The 17,854-nt window shown below is 52.8% G+C and carries 12 protein-coding genes; 6 read left to right on the top strand and 6 right to left on the bottom strand.

What is annotated here, in order from left to right; all coding sequences use genetic code 11:
- Positions 1 to 96 precede the first annotated feature (96 nt).
- Both KTT_RS30450 and KTT_RS30445 read right to left on the bottom strand, forming a co-directional pair.
- The gene (locus tag KTT_RS30450) at positions 97 to 1,203 is read right to left on the bottom strand and encodes a Gfo/Idh/MocA family protein (protein ID WP_126601443.1); all 1,107 of its coding nucleotides are present in this window, start codon (positions 1,201 to 1,203) and stop codon (positions 97 to 99) included.
- Positions 1,204 to 1,661: 458 nt separating this feature from the next.
- A complete protein-coding gene (locus KTT_RS30445; protein ID WP_126601442.1) occupies positions 1,662 to 2,561 on the bottom strand; it encodes a DMT family transporter in 900 nt (299 codons plus the stop codon).
- A gap of 361 nt (positions 2,562 to 2,922) precedes the next feature.
- Here KTT_RS30445 and KTT_RS30440 point away from each other — a divergent pair, with 361 nt between their 5' ends.
- The gene (locus tag KTT_RS30440; RefSeq protein WP_218031048.1) at positions 2,923 to 4,011 is read left to right on the top strand and encodes a beta propeller repeat protein; all 1,089 of its coding nucleotides are present in this window, start codon (positions 2,923 to 2,925) and stop codon (positions 4,009 to 4,011) included.
- A 143-nt stretch (positions 4,012 to 4,154) separates the two neighbouring features.
- On the opposite strand, the gene KTT_RS30435 is transcribed toward KTT_RS30440, so the two are convergent.
- The 3 genes from KTT_RS30435 to KTT_RS30425 all read right to left on the bottom strand — a co-directional run bounded on the left by KTT_RS30435 (position 4,155) and on the right by KTT_RS30425 (position 9,253).
- On the bottom strand, positions 4,155 to 5,321 hold the full coding sequence (locus KTT_RS30435; RefSeq protein ID WP_126601441.1) for a substrate-binding domain-containing protein: 1,167 nt from the start codon (positions 5,319 to 5,321) through the stop codon (positions 4,155 to 4,157).
- Positions 5,322 to 5,638: 317 nt separating this feature from the next.
- Positions 5,639 to 7,720: a S9 family peptidase gene (locus tag KTT_RS30430; protein ID WP_126601440.1), complete on the bottom strand. Its 2,082-nt coding sequence runs from the start codon at positions 7,718 to 7,720 to the stop codon at positions 5,639 to 5,641.
- Between the two features lie 195 nt (positions 7,721 to 7,915).
- Positions 7,916 to 9,253 (bottom strand): MFS transporter, encoded by a 1,338-nt coding sequence (locus KTT_RS30425; RefSeq protein ID WP_126601439.1) that lies wholly within the window; start codon positions 9,251 to 9,253, stop codon positions 7,916 to 7,918.
- A gap of 484 nt (positions 9,254 to 9,737) precedes the next feature.
- On the opposite strand from KTT_RS30425, the gene KTT_RS30420 reads away from it, so the two are divergent.
- Together KTT_RS30420 and cysS are read left to right on the top strand one after the other, a co-directional pair.
- The gene (locus KTT_RS30420; protein WP_126601438.1) at positions 9,738 to 11,504 is read left to right on the top strand and encodes a cation:proton antiporter; all 1,767 of its coding nucleotides are present in this window, start codon (positions 9,738 to 9,740) and stop codon (positions 11,502 to 11,504) included.
- Positions 11,505 to 11,740: 236 nt separating this feature from the next.
- Positions 11,741 to 14,140, top strand: coding sequence for a cysteine--tRNA ligase (gene cysS, locus KTT_RS30415; protein WP_160146235.1), 2,400 nt, complete (start codon positions 11,741 to 11,743; stop codon positions 14,138 to 14,140).
- A gap of 55 nt (positions 14,141 to 14,195) precedes the next feature.
- Here the strand turns inward: cysS and KTT_RS30410 are convergent, their stop codons facing one another.
- Positions 14,196 to 15,335 (bottom strand): enolase C-terminal domain-like protein, encoded by a 1,140-nt coding sequence (locus tag KTT_RS30410; RefSeq protein ID WP_126601436.1) that lies wholly within the window; start codon positions 15,333 to 15,335, stop codon positions 14,196 to 14,198.
- Between the two features lie 309 nt (positions 15,336 to 15,644).
- On the opposite strand from KTT_RS30410, the gene KTT_RS30405 reads away from it, so the two are divergent.
- The 3 genes from KTT_RS30405 (at position 15,645) to KTT_RS30395 (ending at position 17,840) form a co-directional block, all read left to right on the top strand.
- Entirely contained in the window at positions 15,645 to 16,505 is an 861-nt protein-coding gene (locus KTT_RS30405; protein ID WP_126601435.1) for a GNAT family N-acetyltransferase, read from the top strand.
- Between the two features lie 170 nt (positions 16,506 to 16,675).
- The gene (locus KTT_RS30400) at positions 16,676 to 17,275 is read left to right on the top strand and encodes a hypothetical protein (RefSeq protein WP_126601434.1); all 600 of its coding nucleotides are present in this window, start codon (positions 16,676 to 16,678) and stop codon (positions 17,273 to 17,275) included.
- A gap of 268 nt (positions 17,276 to 17,543) precedes the next feature.
- On the top strand, positions 17,544 to 17,840 hold the full coding sequence (locus KTT_RS30395) for a GlsB/YeaQ/YmgE family stress response membrane protein (RefSeq protein ID WP_126601433.1): 297 nt from the start codon (positions 17,544 to 17,546) through the stop codon (positions 17,838 to 17,840).
- Positions 17,841 to 17,854 lie beyond the last annotated feature (14 nt).

Genomic DNA, 17,854 nt, shown 5'->3' with positions numbered 1-17,854 from the left:
CTCACCTGCGATGCTCACAAAAAACAAGCGCATCCGCGCGGGCAGACGTCCGCCCGCGCGGATGCGCTCACGCGCCAGAAAAAAAGAGAGTAAGACCTATCTCATAACCTCTACCCATTGGCGGCTTTCAGTAGCCTCTACCACCGCGTCGATAACGGCCTGGCAGCGCATGCCATCATAGAAAGTTGGAATATCTTCATCATTGTTTTGCAAAATCGCCTGGATAAACGCAAAATCTTGATCGTAACGAAAGGTGGTGGTAGGATCGCCTTCAAGTGGTTTGCGGGATGAGCCAGGATAGGTCAGGAATTCATCTGGTACGCGCACGGTTTCTAACATGCCACCGGGGCGACCAACTAAAATTTCGTGGGGATGATGCAGGTGGTACACCAGCGTTCCATCTGTACCGTAGACTTCGAACTCATCCAGACTCTTGCCGCCGGAGCCACGTCCTCTGGCTACTTTACTTAGATCGAAGGAAGCAACGGCTCCCTGATCTCCACCAAACTCGGCAATAAAGACAGCACAATCCTCCACGTCAGCCACGATAGGCTGGCCATCCGCTCCATTACGCAGGGGAATAAAGGTACGCTTTAAACCGGCGACACGTTCAATGGGGCCAATCAGGTCCAGGCAGAAATCGATCCGGTGAGCTCCCATGTCTCCGATCTCCCCTGAGCCTGCCAGTTCACGCTTCTGCCGCCAGCCCAGGCTGGTATCCCTGAACTCCTGCAGGCGTGCAACACGTACATGTCTCGGCGTGCCGATGTCACCACGCCGTAACAGATGTTTGAGGTAACGCATCCCCGGAACAAAACGATAGGTAAAGGCGGTCATAGTCTGTACACCAGCTTTTCTGGCCGCTTCGTACATCTGCACAGCCTCAGCGTAGTTCATGGCCAATTGCTTTTCAACCAGCAGATGCTTTCCAGCCGCGATCGCCGCTAACGCGATGGGCGCGTGCATAACCGTCGGAGTGGCAATCACTACCGCGTCAATATCCGGTCGGGCGAGCAGATCCTGGTAGCGCGTATAGACGTGCTCAACTCCATATTCCTGCGCTCGCTGTTGCGCTAATGCTTCATTGACATCGCAGAGCGCCACAATTTTCGCCTGCTCACAGGCCCTCAGACCTGGTAGATGCACATAGCCACTGATGCCTCCAACTCCGATGACACCCACACCAACAACTGACTGTTGCATAATACGTCACCTTTCTCATACATACGTCTCCAGACGGCAGCGTTGCCGCCGGTGGGCAAACTTTTGAAACGGTTCTCTCGTATCATACCTTATTTACTGGCCTTGCTTGCATGGTCAAAAAATCCATAGATTCTTTTGCAGCTATTAGAATGTGTCAGACTTGCGTCGTGTGCGCCATCTTTCCTCATGAGCTTTTGATTTCGGCGAGCGCACCAACATACAAAACCAATGCGGCCACTCAGCGGACGCCCATGCAAGGGCGCGCACGTGCCCCTATACGACGAGAGTCAGACCCTCTCTTCCATCAAACCCGATTTTATTCGCTCCGGTATCGTAGATGAACATACCTTTGATGAGGCGTACGCGCCATGGTAGAAGATTTATGGAGCCTACAACACGTGGCTATCTCGTTTGGGCTTACAACCTGCGCCCAGAAAACTCTGGACTGATCTTTGTTTCTATGCCAGACTTGCGTTGCCTGTATCACTGGCACGGGCCAGGATAAAGCCGCCCACCAGAATGATGACACCACCCACTATTTGTAGCCAGCTAATAGTGTCATGCAACAATAACATAGCGGAAATAGTCGAGAAGATCGGTATGGTCTGCATCATTGCTGCGGATTCCCAGGCTTTCAAAAATCGCAGCCCTTCCTGCAGAGTAATATACCCGATGCAAAAGTTGGTGATAATATAAGCGATTAGAACCCATAACAGTGTAGGCGTAATCGTAAACATAAATGTATGGGGTAGTATAAACAGGAAGGGTAACAGGATAAGAGACCCCAGTAATAGCCTCCATACATTCAGTGGCAGGCTATGGATCCTACCAGACAATTTTTTGGCCGGAATCATACCATAGCCAAGTCCGGCTGCCCCCAAAATAATCAGTAGATCTCCCCGATTAAACGCTTCCCACAATGATATATCCAGATTCTTTATGATCACCAACAAACTGCCGAGCAAAAGACAGATGATACCACCAAAATGTCGCCAGGCCATACGCTCACGCAAAAAGATGATGGCACAGACAACAGTGACCAGGCCCTGCGTCTGGAGCAAGAAACCGCCTTTAATGGCGCTTGTCTGTGCCAGGCCCGTTATGATACATACCAGTGGTAACGCAGTGCCCACAATAGCCAACAAGCATACATTGATCCAATCCTTTCTCTGCAACCGGGACCAGAGCGGGACTTTAACCACCAGTAAAATAATCGCTAACAGAATGCCTCCCACAAAAAGATCCAAAAAAGCAACAAGCAACGGCTGCATATCGGTAGCAGCTATTTTCCCCAGGACAGCTCCCAGACCAAACATACAAGCAGTCAGAAGAGTCAACATAAATCCGCGAACTTTCACATTGGTTCCTTTCAATGCAGAATAAACTCACTATGTGCATCAATATGATGGAATAGCTTTTCGTCTGCTTTAATGCGGGTAAGCGATTAATAGATAGATTGGCATGCATCATTGCAACACATCAATTATAACATGTACCACTCTCATGGTAATGTATGTAAATTATCCCTGTTTAGTAGCCATTATAGAAACGAGGAATGAATGGACTGTCCAAAAGACCAGTCGACAGCACTCCCTATAATAAGCATAGAACAACATCACCTAACACGATTAGAAATGAAGAAGCTGAAGCATACGAATGTGTAAATGAAGCGCTTGCAGTATCATTGTGCAGATAAAGTAGCAGAAAGGGTAATACGCTATGCTACATATGTACCTGGCTATGGAACAAGCATTACTGGTTGTTAGAGAGCAGCAGGGTAAATGGCAGGCCGAGACCAGGTTAGCCGGTATGCAGACCACCTGCGTGGCCTCTGATCCGTTTCAGCCAGAGCGGCTCTATTGCGGCACCTTTGGCCGCGGTCTCTGGAGAAGTCTGGACGCCGGCGACTCCTGGCATCCCATCGGCGACCCAGGCAAAGCCATGGATGCTTACCACGATAATGGCATTCCTCATGCCCAGATTACCTCCGTCGCGGTCAGCTCAACCGAAAAGGCGGGAGGCTACGGCGTAGTCTACGCGGGCACGGAACCAGCCTCACTGTATCGTTCTGAGGATGGAGGGGAGAGCTGGCAAGATCTCAAGACGTTGCGCGATCTTCCTTCCGCCTCTAGCTGGAGCTTTCCACCACGTCCCTATACCAATCATGTGCGCTGGATCACTCCTGATCCCCTAGTCGCGGGCCGCCTCTTTGTCGCTATCGAGGCCGGAGCACTCATCCGTAGCGTTGATGGTGGCCAGACCTGGATGGATCGTCAGCCGGGCGGACCGCTGGATACACATACCCTGAGAATGCATCCTCGCGTCCCTGATCGCCTTTATTCAGCTGCCGGGGATGGCTTTGGTAGGATGCATGGCCGCGATACCCACGGCTATAACGAAAGTCTGGATGCCGGCGCTACCTGGCGCTATCCCGACGCGGGATTGCAGTATCACTATCTCTGGAGCATAGCAGTTGATGCAGTTGACCCGGACACTATCCTTATCTCAGCCTCCCCTGGGCCGGGTGAAGCCCATCGGGCCCATTCACAGGAGGCGCTCTCGTTTGTGTATCGTAAACAGGGTGAAGCTCCCTGGCAGAAGGTAACAGAGGGATTACCAGAGCCACATTATACCGTTATCCCTGTGCTGGCTAATCACCCCCATCAAGCCGGCCAGTTCTACATGCTCAGCAACAAAGGGCTCTTCTCTTCATCCGATACAGGCTTGCACTGGCGGCCAATTGATATTCCCTGGTCACCAACCTACCAGCACCAGCATCAGCAAGCCCTGCTCATTACCGAACACTAAAAGATCATCCCGGCAAAGGTACTCCTTAATGACTGAAGTGTCGCTGCCGCGCTGAGCGCGGCGGCGACACTTCAGTCATGATTGATGCGAGCGCCTGCGGCGCTCGCATCAGGGGCCGAAGGCTTGCAAAATCATTTGTCCGCTTATAGGTATAAATGGGGCCGAATAGGCACAATTGTATCTCCTGGCTCAACCCCTTTACTGATCGCTGTGTCCAGAGCGGAAAACAGAGCGCGTGCGATATCCGCTGTATCAACCTCGACGCTGGCCATCTGCTTGGTGCGGCCAAACAGAATCGGCGAACCAGCATTGGCGTACGTGACAATTTTAATGTCTTTTCCAATCTCTATGCCCAGTTCCTCCAGCGCCACCAGCGCTCCCGAAGTCAGCATGTCGTCAGAGATGTAGAGTCCATCGGGTCTGTGTTCGTTAAAGGTGGCAAATATTTCACGCGCCAGCAGATATCCCTGCTCCTGGTAGATCATCGTTCGCACAGGAGTAGGTGGCAGGTTGGCCACGCGGAAGAACTCGGGATACAAATGCATCGGCAGGTCTGCGGCTACCTGTTTGAGTGAATCCAGCACAATTAACTCGTAATTGGTGGGGGGTCCATTGGGAACAGCAACCCAGCAACCTACCTTCTTACACCCTTGCTGAATTAACGTTTGCATCGCCAGCCGAGCCGCCTCCTGCTGGTCAATCTGAACCATGACATCGCCTCCACCTGCGAAAACAACGTGGGGAGTAGTTATGAGCTTCTTTACGCCATCGATGCGTGCGCTTAAACCAATCAGAAGACAACCATCAGATTGCGGTGAATTGAGGAGCGCAAGATACTCATCTGGCAGGTTTTCGCCGGGCGCGAGACAGAGAAAGTGAAAGCGATATTGCTCATTTTTGAAGGCTGCATTCTGCTCTGCTTCCTGCAGAAGCTTGACCCATAATAAAGACCAGAAAGGTGATTGACCAACGTTGGTCATGGTGGAAACGTTGAAGACAATGTGGATGGTGCGCTGATAGATGACATCGGCGACAAAAATACCCTGGCGCTCTTTACGGCAGAGAATTTTTTCACCTTCCAGCAAATCTAAGGCGGCGGTCAGGGTGGCGCTGGACGTTTGCAGCCGTACACAAAGTTCCCGGATGGTCGGCAACTGGGTACCCGCGCCCTGCGCCAGAGCCAGGGCGCGCAGATCTTTACTAATACGCTCGACTTTGGCATTCGCTCTTTTCGTCATCGTCTGACGCAGTTGCCTGGGCGTTACAATCTGTATCGCGTCCGTATTGGTAATACGTTTTTCTATCTGCATATCGCTCTCATGTTTTCTTCGCTCTCATGAACGAATCCCGGTCGTGTCCTAAAACAATAATAAATTTAATAAACTTCTCTGTCAAGAGCCCTACAATATATACGCCTGCATGTCATATACATCCTTTGGCCACATTCTCCTCAATTGTATCAACTACGATTCACACCAAAAGTACCTGACAAAATGGATAGCATATCCAGTTTCCTGTTTTAGGACAGAAACAAAAGCAGAGCACCACAGTCATATGTGAGTTGGTGCGGACGCGCGTGCGGGGACTATCACGTGCCCCACGCTAATCAATACATCCATATAGGCGCTCAAACCTGAGCGCCTATATGGATATCAAACCACTCCATGGTTCTTTCCCAGGCCAGGTAGTATTGACCTGGATTTTCAGCCCCCGCATGCCAGCTGGCGGGCAGACGCATAAATTCGACTGGCGCCTTTCCAATCGTCTTGAGCGCCACGTAGAACTGCTCGGATTGTCCGATGGGACAGCGCAGGTCGTTCTCGCCATGCACAATCAACGTGGGCGTCGTCACGTTGGGAGCCGAAAAAAGGGGAGAGCGCTCTCGATAGTAATCCTGGCGCTCAGAGTCCCACGGATAACCTTGGGATTGCCAGGTCAGCCAGAAACCAAGATCAGATGTGCCTACAAAGCTCGGCAGGTCAGAGACGCTGGCCGTCGGTACCGCCGCCTTGAAGCGATCGCTATGGCCAATAATAAACATGGTCATGTAGCCGCCGTAGCTGGTCCCCATCACACCCAGCCGCTTGGGATCGATTCCTCCGCGCTTGATACACTCATCAACGCCTAGCATAATGTCCTGGAAGTCTTTCCCTCCCCAGTCTGCCAGGCTTCCGTTCAAGAATTCTTCGCCATAACCGGTACTGCCATGCGGATTGCAATAGAAAACAGCGTATCCACGTGCGGCCAGGCACTGGCTTAGAGGCTCTATGGCGTTCCCGATGCCGTAAGCCCCATTGGGACCCCCATGAATACGCACAATCATGGGATAGCGCTCGCCCGCGCGTGCATCCAGGGGCCGTATCAGCCAGCCCTCGATCTCATCACCCTGCGCACCCATGTACGTCACTCGTTCAACCGGTGCCCAGCGTCTCTCGGCCAGCCACTGGTCGTAAAGATGAGTTAAACACCTGACCTCCCCATCTTCCTCTGACGAAAGCGACAGGCAATACAGTTCCCATGGCTGCTCGGTCGTCTCTTTCGCGTACAGCATCTTCTGTTCATCAGGGAGTAGCGCCAGGTAGCGGATAATCTCTGCCCCCTGCGTCACCCGGGTTATTGAACGCCAGACAACATCCAGTCGATAGATATGCGCGCATCCAGATGCTGAGGCCAGAAAATAGATGCTCTGTCCATCACTGCTCCACTGAGGACGATAGGGACCGGGAATGCCGAAGGTGCTCCCCAGGGTAATATCGGCATCGTAGGCGAAATCCGGACTGATGCATAGGGTGCGATCACCGACATTTCCCTGTCTCGTCACCAGGTAGAGCCGTGATAGCTTCAAACTGCTGAAGGCTTTCTGTTCTGCCGCAACCACAACTGCTGACTTCCCATCAGGTGACCAGGCATACGTTGAAATTCCTAGATTGCTGTCTGTCAGGCGACGGCCTTTGCCGCTCTCGACATTAATCGCCCATAGGTTAGAGTCAAAGAACTCCTCCTGTTTGTCTAACTCGCGCAGAACGCCGATCTCACGCCCATCGGGCGCCCACTGGGGCTGGGAGTATGTGTAATCGCCCGCAGTCAGGCGACATATGCTGGCTGGATCGACATCAGAGATGCTGTTTTCGGGCGCGGGCATCACAAACAGATGGCTGGTGCGGTCAAACAGGCCAACACCATCTAGCCTGTACCAGAGCCGGTCGATGGTGCGAGGGCGCAGACGCTGTTGTTCGGCCAGTTTTTTTTTGCTCTCTTCGTTCAATGAGAGACGGCCCAGCAATACATCGTCTTCAACATCTGCCGCCGTGGCAGCTGTAAAAGCGATCTGCTTTCCATCCGGCGACCAGGCGGCCTCGTCTACCCCGTAAAAAAGATTGGTCAGCCGCCGGGCCTCACCCCCTTCGGTATCGATCACCCATAATTGATTGCCGTTCTCACGATTAGATTTAAAGAGAAGAAGCTTGCTATCAGGGGACCAGACGGGATAACGATCGTTTTTGAGCCCGCTGGTCAGCTGACGTGGTTCCGCTAGCACTTCTCCATTCTCATCCAATGACAGGAGAAAGATGCTGCTGCTGTCGTTTTTCTCTTTGTCCTGGCCGCTTATCACAAAGGCTACACGCCTGCCATCCGGCGAGAGCGCAATCTCGCCCATATTTTTTATCGACCACACATCCTCCATCGTCCATTTATGTGGCGTTGTCATTAAATATGCCTTTCGCTTATCTACCAACCTATGGAGTTCAAAATCTGGCTTTTCTTTACATATGATGCATACTCTCTTATATTAAGGGCATGCACAGTAAATTATTGTCAAGAAACGCCAGCAGGCTGGTTGCTCGCAATCGCTACGCGGCACATAGCGATTGCGAGCAACCAGCCTGCCCACCATATAATTATGCTATGGTACCCGGCTCTCGCGATTCTCGGCCACATCTGTGCCGGTGATCTCTACCAGGTTCTCGGGCTCTGGCATCTGCTCGATGCGACCGAGCAGGAACAGGAAACAGAGAATACCGAGAATCAGGATGGCGCCGGCCACCAGGAAGTTGGCGGCAAACGATTTGGTGTATTGCAGAATATAACCAGCTACGATGGGAGCAGCGATACCCGCCAGATTTCCCAGCAGATTCATAATCCCGCCGACCGAGCCAACCGTTCCTTTGGGAGCGATCAGAGAAGGAATACTCCAGGCAACGGGAGCGGCGAAGGCCAGTCCACCAAGGGCGATGCTGATCCAGATGGTAGCGACAATGGCGTTGGAGGTAAAGGCGGCCCCGATCACAGCCAATCCCAGCAACATGCCAATCGTGACGACGGTGCGCCTTACTTTGGTGTTGTCGCGGCCTTGCGAGATCAATCTATCGACCAGCACGCCACCGATAAAGATATCGGTTAACGTGGCGATAAACCAGGGAATGATTGTGTACCAGCCACTGGTAAGCACCGACATGTGTAGCGTCTTCTGCAAGTAACCGGGCAGCCAGGTCAAGAACAGATAGAACGAATAGTTATAGGCGGCAAACCCTAGCGCTAATCCCCACACCTTTTTCTGTCTGAAGAGATAGGAATACGTGGCCCAGCCACTGGCTTTTGGTACGACCCTCTCTTCTTGCGCACCTCCTTCTTTAATATAGCTGGCTTCCTCCGGCGATAATTGTTTCGCCTCACTGGGATCACGGTAGAGCAGCCAGAAGGCGAGAGCATACACTAAACTGATTACACCCGTTAGATAAAACGCGGATTGCCAGCCATAGGCGCTGACAACAAACGCGATCAGTGGCGCACCGATGACCGAGGAGAATTTGGCCGCAGCGTCAAAGGCCGAGGTGGCCCGTCCACGCTCCTTGACCGGAAACCAGTAACCGGTGGCTTTGGATGAACCGGGAAAGGCTGGTGCTTCACCGATACCAAGCAGTAGCCGACAAAGTAGAATCAGCCCAAATCCACTTACTAAAGCGGTTAAAAACGTGGCGATGGTCCAGATGATGGTGCCGATACGGTTCATCCATTTGACACCAAAGCGATCCAGCCATGCTCCAACCGGCAACTGCAATACAGCATACGAGATTAAGAAAGAAGATAAGATATAGCCAACCTGCGCATCAGTGAGGTGAAACTCTTTTTGCAAACTGACACTGGTCACTGAGAGATTGACGCGGTCAAGGTAGTTGATGACGATCCCAATACCCAGTAATATTGCCATCCACCAGCGCATATTGCCAACGCGCTTCTGCATGATAGACCTCCATTATTCTATCGCTATTAGATTTAGATTTACTCTCTATATTAGTTACACGTTTTCAAGAAGTTAGATCGATATGATGATGAAATAGAGCTCCTCTAGTGCACTTACGGTGCGCCAGTATATGTATGTGCTGGTCGAATGATGCAAATGGTGCCCATTGGGCACCATTTGCATCATTCGACCAGCACATAAACGTGAGTGCCCCCGCACAGCGACCGCATGCGGTCGCTGTGCGGGGGCACTCACGCACGCCATCAGCGTGTGGTATACTATATTTACATAGCTTCATGTATTTGCCTTTTGTCAAGTAACACGTTCTTTACCGCGTTCCAATACGATAAAAACGTTCCGCTATTGTACTTCCACTCTGTAGCTCTCACCCGTAGATCACACTCTTATAGCTGGCGCTCCCTTTGATCGATAGAAGTGGCGCATGCTTATCTGCTGATATGGATAGAATGAAGGGATAAACTGAATGCATGATCTGCCCATTCTGGTGAATATTACGGTTGCTCTGGTCGCGGCTTTTGCCGGCGGTATCGTGGCTCGTCTTTTAAAGCTGCCACCGATGGTCGGGTATCTATTGGGAGGTGTGGCGATCGGACCCTTTACACCAGGTTATACCGGTAATGCCGATACGATTCGGCAGCTGGCTGAAATGGGTATCGCCTTTTTGATGTTTGGCGTCGGTCTGCATTTTTCCCTCCATGATCTATGGGTGGTGCGTCGTATTGCCTTTCCAGGCGCTTTGCTACAGTTGCTCATTCTGGCTCCCCTGGTCATACTCGTGACTACGTTGTGGGGCTGGTCTTTCCCCAGCGCCCTCATCGTTGGCCTGGCGGTCCCGATCGCTACCAGTACCGTGGTGATGCTGCGCAATTTGATGGATCAGGGACTGCTCAATACGTCGCAGGGGAAGGCGGTGATCGGCTGGCTGGTGCTGGAAGATCTGATTACGGTACTGATCCTGGTGCTCGTTCCAACCCTTTCGTCCCACAGTTCCGGACCCATCTGGCAGACGATTAGTCTGGCACTGCTGAAGGCAGCCGCCTTTGCCGCGATTATGCTGATCGCGGGTACGCGCCTGATTCCGGCTCTGCTGCGACGCCTCTCGCTGACCGCCTCGCGGGAGATCTTTATTGTGGCGATCGTGCTGGTGGCGCTGGGCACGGCTATCGCGGCTTCAGCCTTCTTTGGGGTGTCACTGGCTTTGGGTGCCTTCCTGGCTGGAGCGGTCATCAATGAAACAACACTGAGCCAGCAGGTGGAGAGCGAGATCCTACCGTTCCGCGAGACCTTTACGGTACTCTTCTTTGTTTCTATCGGGATGCTGGTCAACCCATTACACCTGATCGGTCATCTGCCCGAAATCGCCATCCTGGCAGTCATTGTTATCGTGGGCAAATATCTATTGACTCTGATTATGGGCATCGTCTTGAAGTGGCCGGAGCGTACGACGCTAGTCCTGGCGGCGGGACGTGGCCAGATCGGCGAGTTCGCGTTTATCCTGGGCGAGACCGGTGTGGCGGTAGGTTTGCTGGCCGAGGAGCAGTATTCGATCCTGCTGGCCGGGGCGATTGTGTCGATTATTGTGAACCCTTTTGTCTTCCGCACATTACCCGCGACACAGTATGTGTTGCGCAAGATGCCGGCGCTCCTATCACGCATGCAGCAACAGCCGCAACAGCAAGAGGTCAGTGGTGCCACCTATCATGATCACGTGGTGATCGTTGGCTTTGGACGCGTGGGCGAACACATCATTAAAGTATTGGGGCAGCTACAGGTGCCGCGCCTGGTGGTTGATCTTAATGTGCAGCGCATCAATACACTGAATCAAAAGCAGATTCCGACCCTTTATGGCGATGTGGCCAACTCCGACATCCTGGCCCATGCACAGGTGGATAAGGCGCGTGCCGTGGTGGTGACGATTCCGGATGAGACGGCGGCCGAGATTGCAATTATGAATGTGCGGCGCATCTCATCCGAGGTTCCAGTCATCGTGCGCGCGACAACCCAGGAAGGTTTGCACCGCCTCTTTGCTCGCGGCGCCACGGCCGTAATTCAGCCAGAATTAGAGGGTGGCCTGGAAATCGTGAGCCGCACCCTGTCCGCGTTGGATTTTCCCAGGGAGCAGATCGATGAGTATACAGATTGCGTGCGCAACGATCTGTATGATACGTCTAAACTGACACCTGAGGAACAACATGCTCTCGAGCAGATAGCGGTACGCCGGCCCAGGTAATGCGTAATAGCCTTGCGCCATACGATACATTCATAACCTCTCTAATTGTCGGGTAAGCTACCCATTTGCCAATCATGGTTTCTCTTATGTGATAAAAGGGTTATGATCGGTAGAGTATGCGCCTTGACAATAATCGGACCACAATCATAATATGAAGTATTGCACCTTATTTCATATCATCAGCATCCACCTGCTAACCCATTCTTCAGTGAAAAGGACGAGAGAGATAGATGGTTATGAAAATTTATAATACGCTGACCAGGCGAGTTGAAGAGATCGTGCCCCTTGAGCCGGGGGTGATCAAAATGTATTCGTGCGGCCCCACCGTCTATCGCAATATCCATATCGGCAATCTGCGTACCTTTACGATGGCCGATTGGCTGCGCCGCGCCTTTGAGTACCGTGGCTATCAGGTACTGCACGTGAAAAATATCACTGATGTGGGCCATATGCGCCAGGAGATGCTGGACCGGGGCGAGGATAAGATCATTGCGCAGGCCCGTAAGGAGGGAAAGACCTCGGCCCAGATCGCTCAATTCTATACCCGGTCTTTCCTTGAGGATGAGGCCAGCCTGCATATTCTGCCCGCCCATGTTTTTCCACGCGCTACCCAGCATGTTCCGGAGATGATCGCCATTGTTCAGCGCCTGCTGGAAAAAGGACTGGCCTATGAAGCGGGAGGCAACGTTTACTACGATACACAGAAGTTCAGGGATTATGGTAAGCTCTCGGGCAATGAAGTGGAGAATATGGTGGCGGCCAATAGCGAGGCCATCGATCCTAATCGTCACCATCAGGAGGATTTCGCGCTCTGGAAGTTGGCCGAAGCAGGACGCGAGATGGCGTGGGATAGTCCGTGGGGACGCGGCTTTCCCGGCTGGCATATCGAGTGTAGCGCGATGTCGATGAAATATCTGGGCGAGCATTTCGATATCCATACCGGCGGCGTGGACAATATTTTTCCCCATCATGAAGATGAGATCGCGCAGAGCGAGGGCTACTCCGGTGGCCCCTTCGTCAATTATTGGGTCCACGCCCAGCACCTGCTGGCCGATGGTCAGAAGATGGCCAAGTCGACCGGCAATGCCTATATCCGCACTGAGATTGAGCAGCGGGGATTTGATCCGCTGGCCCTGCGCATGTTCTATACGACGGCGCTCTATCGCAGTCGCCTGAACTTTACCTTCCGCGCCCTGCAGGCGTCTCAGACTACGCTGACACGTCTGCGCACCCTGGCCTATCAGCTCTTCTTGCAGGCCGACCAGGCGCTGTTGCGCGATCACCAGCGCCCCGGACATACGCATTGGGATGATGAGTTCCTGCAGGCAATCGAGGATGATTTGAATCTGCCGCGCGCGATGTCTATCATCTGGCGCCTGCTGCGCTCCGCCGAGGATGATCCCACCACCAGGTTGAGCCTGCTGCTGGACTTTGATCGCATTCTAGGCTTCGATCTTTATACCTACTTATTTAGCGAGACGCCTCGACAGGAGCACGATCCCGCTTTCTCGCTTTCTCAGTTGGCCAATAACATAAAAGCTACGGTACTGCAACGCGATCAGTTACGCCAGCAAAGGGAGTATACCCGGGCCGATCAGTTGCGGCAGGCGGTTAATCAGGCAGGCTATGCGTTACGTGATACACGGGCGGGGACGCAGGCGCTGCCTCGTCGTCTGGAGGATGAGTTCCATGTTCTCTCCAGTTCACGCGATGTGCCCAACGGCAGCCTGCAACCGGATCTCTATGATTTTTCTATCAACCTGATAGCCCACAACAATCGGACGGACCTGGAGCGCTGCATCCAGAGCATTTGCCGGCACGCGGGCGATCAGAAACTTGAGATCCTGGTCGTTGAGAATGGCTCGACCGATGATACGCTGGCCTACCTCCAGCACCTGGCTCGTCAGCAGGCTCTGACCGGCAGTAAAGATCAATCGGTTACCATCAAGGTGCTTTTTGTCGATCATAATATGGGCTTCGGTGCTGGCAGAAACGCGACGCTGCGAGCCAGCCGTGGGAAGTACGTCGTTCTGCTGGATACCTCAATTGAGCTTAAAGCAGCGATCTGGCCGCTGCTGTGCCATACACTGGACGATCCACAGGTGGGGCTGGCCGGACCCTATGGTCTCGTGACAAATGATCTGCGCGATTTTGAGGAGGCCGCCGGACCTGCCGTAGACGCGATTGAGGGCTATCTGATGGCGTTTCGCCGCTCTCTGCTACACGAAGTCGGATGGTTCAATGAGAAGTTCCGCTTCTATCGCCTGGCCGATGTCTATTATAGCTTCATGTTTAAGACCTCCGGCTACCAGGTTGTGACAATTCCACAGTTGCAGGAGCAGATCATCAAGCATCCCCACCGTGAGTGGTATAGCCTCAATGAGGAGGAGCAGCGCACGAAAAGTAAGAAGAACTATGACATCTTTCGTACGCGCTGGCATCATGGTCAAAGCCTGCTGACCGCGAACTATCAGCCTGAGCAGCGCTGGTTCGGCCATGATCACCCCTATCATCTAGAGGGCGACCATACCCATCCCGCCGAGGAACTGCCGGAACCGGGCACGATGCATAGCCACAAACATCAGCACTGGCCCGACCACGACCACGAGCATCCCCATTATCATACATACAGGTAATGGGTAAATGCTCCTTGTGGGCCGCTCGCGCGGCGGGCGGCCCACACAACCATGGCTACAGGCGCAGGGCGAAGCCGGACTCATCCCTGGCTGTGCTGAAGATGGTCTCATCCAGGACCAGACCAAAACCGGGCGTGGCGGGTACGTGGACCTGTCCTTCCTGGAGGCTATAGCCGGGGGCGCTCAGGCCGGGTGTGCTGGCCTCGTCCCATTCGAGATAGAGGTAGTTCTGAATGGCTCCCGCCAGGTGGGCTCCGACATAGTTGCCGTAATGGGTGCCGTAGTGATGAGGGGCGACGCGCGCTCCCCAGCGATCGAGCTGACCACCAGTGGCAAGCCAGGAGGTAAAGCCATGGCTGAAAAGATCGTACTGGATCACGTCGACCAGTCCGATGCGCGCCCATTCTAGCAGATGTGGATCGGCGGCTCCTTCACCGTCGCTGATCAGGACCGGGAGTTGCCGGTCCTCCAGCCATTCGCGTAGATCCTCGTATAAGATGGCGTCTTCATGGAAGGGCTCTTCAATCCAGAAAATGGTGTCCTGCGCCGTTTCCAGCAAAACGCGTTTGATAATATTCAGATTATAGCCATTGTTGGCATCCAACATAATGGGCAAGTTCGGCCCGATCTCTTTGCGTACCGCGTGCACAACAGCGATATCGCGCTGAATACCCTGCTCCAATGGCATATGCCGCGCTCCGCGTCCGATCTTGATTTTGAAGGCTCGGTGCCCACGTTCATATCCCTCGCGCGCCTCGCGGGCGATTAATCGTGCCGCCTCGCTATCATCGGCGATCTGCAGATCATCCATATACAGCGAGGTATCATAACAGGGGACGTGCAGAGGTTCATTCACCCTGACACCCGTTACAGCGGCTGCCAGCGCATACACTGGTTGCCGCTGACGCTGACCCACTAGATCCCATAGCGCGTAGTCAAAGGCCTGCCATGCGATGGCGGTCCCGTGCCGGGCATCAAACACATCATTAATCCGGCGACCCAGCAAGGCCGCGGCCTGCTCTTCATCAGCATGGCACAGCCCAAAGCCACGAGCCCCATCTTCAGTGGTTAGACGAACCAATGGTACACGAACACGGCTCCCATGAGCTCCCAGACGTGCATTATTCCCAACCATCCTGGGACGTTCTCCCTCCAATGAACCCCATTCAATCGCTGCGATGCGTGGATTTTCCATGGAAATGTCCTCCCAGACTTTACAACAGTAGTTGTGCTGCCTGTAACGCCATATAGTTACAACCACAGCTTACCATATCAGGCCATCACTCATTTCCTACCTTCTATTATGAGCCATGATCAGAAACAGGGGCTACCTGCACCATATCACCGATCGGCAGGCAATGTATAAGGGCTGGCATATCACAAAATGGTCGTTAAAGGTGCACAGGATTGGCTGTTGCCTCACCTCGCTCAACCTGCTTATACTCGTTGTAACAATGCTTCAGCTTGATAGAAGATCTGCTTCTCAGGAGGATTCTCAGTTACCATGACCGTAACTATACGCACACTTTGTGATACAGACGTGGACGCGGCAGACGCTGTAATAGTAGCCGCATATAACGCCCCTCACAGTAGAAAGGCCGCGCTCCAGGCGTACCTGCGGCTACAACCCGATGGGTGGATGCTGGCTTTGCAGGACAACGAACCGGTAGGATTGGGTGGATTGGTCAATTATGGTCCTTTTGCCTACCTGGGCATGATGTCGGTCTTACCGGCGGCGCAGGGCAAAGGGATAGGTAAGCAACTGGTGAGTCATCTCCTACAGTGGGCCGAAAATAAAAAGTGTCCAACAATACTACTCGATGCGACGCCCGCCGGCTCCTATCTTTATAAGTCTTTCGATTTTGTAGAGATCGATAGGAGCCAGCACTGGCAACATGCAGGCGTTGATGAACTGACCATGCCTTCCCAGACCAACGGTATTGTGACGGCCATCAGCGTCAGTGACCTGCCCTCCCTGGCGGCATTTGACACTCCCTACTTTGGCGCGTCACGCATCCATGTACTTGAAGCGATGCTCGGCCAATATCCTCGACGCGCATTCGCTGTATGGGATACAAACGGTCAGGTCAATGGCTATCTGTTCGCTCAGGAGAGGAGTATCGGCCCATGGGTCGCGCGCTCTATGGAGGATGCTGAACGTCTGCTGGCTGCGGCCCTGAAACTACCATTTCCAGGGAATGCCATATCAGTAAATATCTCCTCAATCACCAATCAGGATGCGATCCAATTATTGGAGCGCTATGGTTTCAAGCTCCAGCGTACGCTCAGCCATATGCGCAGGGGACCGGCTGTGGAACGCAACCTGCGAAAGATATATGGACAGACCGCCTTCGCGCTTGGATAGGCGTTCCCTATCGAACAGGTTGCATCATTCAATTATAATATTATAGCTCCGGGTAATACTTTCGCTCGTAGCCGTATGTGACGATAGTAAATAGGTATGACGTCAGGTGGTTGGACATCTCTGTACTATTATATGATAAGTTCTCAGGCTAGCGCATGGGAGTTCAGGCTATGAAAAAGCTGGGACATTATTTCGCCCTTTCTTCGTTGTGTGTATGCATCCTGGCTACTAATCTGGTCGCCTGTAGCCCCTCAACAGTCGTCCATCATGTTCCGATGCATCTATCTGCCAGCCTGAATCACGCGATCAAGACTCTCGACGGTTTTAGCCCGCATAGCGGGGATGGCTATACGATTAACTATCCCGCTGGCTGGCAGTTCGGCAGCAATCCCAATACCGGCAATTATACAGGCGACTTTTTCACGGACCCTACCGGGAGCTATGCCTTCCATGTCTACCCCAGTCAGGATCAAAGCTCGGCCGCGACAATCCTGAATCAGTTTTTGACCGGTGATATCCATAGCCGCCTGCAGCCAATCGCCGCCACGATTACGGTAAACGGCATCATCTGGCAACAGGGGAAGGCCTTGACCACTGATCCAGTAACGGGCAAACCGATCGAAAAAATTGGTTGGGTGGCCAGAAATACGGTCGCCCCGCAACGTATCCCGTATTTCGTGCTGCACGCCGATGGCGATCCCGCTGCTTTCGATCAGTATACCAGTACATACTTCCTCCCTATGTTGCGCTCCTTCCGGTTTACTCAGTAGCACGCACACCATTTCTTGCCTGGGACCGAGACAGGCCGTCCTGGGTATGATGTGATTTTATCAGCCAATAGCTCAGCAAGATTAGAAATCTTAAAGCTATTTAAGTAAATGATTAATATCCCCGCAATACTGCAAAAATGTGTATCCCTTTCCATTTACGTATCCGTATAACACTCAGAGCGGAGAAACAAATAAGAACTTCTCCAGATTGAATAATCTGTTAATAACTGAAATGATGTCTTCGTAACTTAAGAAGGAGAAAAAAACTATGTTTGCTGCAACAACTCTTGTTCTTGGCGCTATTAATGCTACTGCTATCATCTGGTGGCTGTTGGTGGGTCTGATTGCTGGTGCCCTGGCTGGCCTGGTCATGCGTGGCGGCGGTTATGGTATCGTCGGCGACATCATTGTTGGTCTCGTTGGCGCCCTGCTTGGTGGTTTCCTGGCTAGTCTGATCGGCCTGGGTGGCTATGGTTTCATTGGTACAACCATCATTGCGTTTATCGGTGCGTGTGTCCTCATCGCTATCCTGCGTGCTGTTAGTGGTGGCGCACGCCGCGTATAACTTACGCTGCAATA

The sequence above is a fragment of the Dictyobacter aurantiacus genome (genome assembly GCF_003967515.1).
Taxonomy (GTDB): Bacteria; Chloroflexota; Ktedonobacteria; order Ktedonobacterales; family Ktedonobacteraceae; genus Dictyobacter; species Dictyobacter aurantiacus.
Note: the sequence above shows the minus strand (reverse complement) of the source record. Positions and strands in the feature narration are given on the sequence as shown.

Coding starts and splice junctions, on each gene's coding strand:
- KTT_RS30430 (WP_126601440.1), bottom strand. CDS start 7,720: ATGACAACGCCACATAAATGGACGATGGAGGATGTGTGGTCGATAAAA.
- KTT_RS30400 (WP_126601434.1), top strand. CDS start 16,676: ATGAAAAAGCTGGGACATTATTTCGCCCTTTCTTCGTTGTGTGTATGC.
- KTT_RS30425 (WP_126601439.1), bottom strand. CDS start 9,253: ATGCAGAAGCGCGTTGGCAATATGCGCTGGTGGATGGCAATATTACTG.
- KTT_RS30410 (WP_126601436.1), bottom strand. CDS start 15,335: ATGGAAAATCCACGCATCGCAGCGATTGAATGGGGTTCATTGGAGGGA.
- KTT_RS30405 (WP_126601435.1), top strand. CDS start 15,645: ATGACCGTAACTATACGCACACTTTGTGATACAGACGTGGACGCGGCA.
- KTT_RS30395 (WP_126601433.1), top strand. CDS start 17,544: ATGTTTGCTGCAACAACTCTTGTTCTTGGCGCTATTAATGCTACTGCT.
- KTT_RS30440 (WP_218031048.1), top strand. CDS start 2,923: ATGCTACATATGTACCTGGCTATGGAACAAGCATTACTGGTTGTTAGA.
- KTT_RS30450 (WP_126601443.1), bottom strand. CDS start 1,203: ATGCAACAGTCAGTTGTTGGTGTGGGTGTCATCGGAGTTGGAGGCATC.
- cysS (WP_160146235.1), top strand. CDS start 11,741: ATGAAAATTTATAATACGCTGACCAGGCGAGTTGAAGAGATCGTGCCC.
- KTT_RS30420 (WP_126601438.1), top strand. CDS start 9,738: ATGCATGATCTGCCCATTCTGGTGAATATTACGGTTGCTCTGGTCGCG.
- KTT_RS30435 (WP_126601441.1), bottom strand. CDS start 5,321: ATGCAGATAGAAAAACGTATTACCAATACGGACGCGATACAGATTGTA.